Here is an 858-nt window from a genome sequence, read left to right as displayed (position 1 = left end):
CTTCTTTGACGATATAATCAAGTGTTTGTGTCTGGCAATGCAGCGCATCAAATGTCAGTAACTCAGACTTCAAATCAAGACACGTCAGTAATTCTTGAACGAGTTTGAGTTCACTCTTTTTGCTTGTACCTGATTTAGCGCTGAAGACTAAACCAGAGCCGGTATCATATGCAGTGACCATATGTAATGCAGCGCTCGAGGCTGATGCTTTGGCACCTTTAAGCACTTTCCCATCAATCGCAATAGAAGAAAGTCCTGTGCTAAGCCGATGCTCGTTGACCCAACTCAACAAGGCATCTAGCAAGGATTGTTTTGACACTCCTCTGAAGATTCGACCAATGCTCTGCTGGCTGGGAATACCATTAGCGAAGGGGCGATGTTGACGAAGCCACATCAGTTTTAATGTCCCGAACTCGTGGCAATCGGCCCAACTTTGCGCACCTGATATCACTGCGCTCAGGACGAGGAAGCAGATATCAATGACATCGTGTTCTTGATTTATATGGGAACGGCAATCAGTAATCTTATCGAGATGTTTAAGCATATTAAGTATAAAGGCAAAGAAAAAGAGCGCTATTTGATCACACTGGCGAGATCAATCAAGCTATTTTTTATCTCTTTGTTTTTAAAAAGAATGCATGAAAAGCGATCGAGTATGATCAGCCCCTGTTGTATTGGCTACCATAAAAGCCATACCTAGCGCCGCACCCAGGGCCACCGCATGAGTGTTTGATTTTTAACCTAACTACTAAACCCAACCTTTAATACTGCTTCAAGCATCGATGGATTCATCATGCATCGCTTTTGTTTTCCAACAATGCTTATCTTCGTCGGCTCTGCTCGTAACATATTCAAACT

Annotated in this window: 1 protein-coding gene and 1 pseudogene; both read right to left on the bottom strand. The window is 43.1% G+C overall.

All coding sequences use genetic code 11. The features are described 5' to 3' along the window. Positions 1 to 544 (bottom strand): ISAs1 family transposase (locus IEY48_RS20300; protein WP_188923345.1); only part of this gene is annotated, 544 nt, incomplete at its 3' end. 197 nt (positions 545 to 741) lie between these two features. Further along, positions 742 to 858, bottom strand: a pseudogene (locus IEY48_RS20295) (ISAs1 family transposase); the annotation flags it as partial.

The organism is Shewanella saliphila, from assembly GCF_014648295.1.
Classification (GTDB): domain Bacteria; phylum Pseudomonadota; class Gammaproteobacteria; order Enterobacterales; family Shewanellaceae; genus Shewanella; species Shewanella saliphila.
The sequence above is the reverse complement of the archived record's forward strand: the minus strand, read 5'-3'. Positions and strand labels throughout refer to the sequence as shown.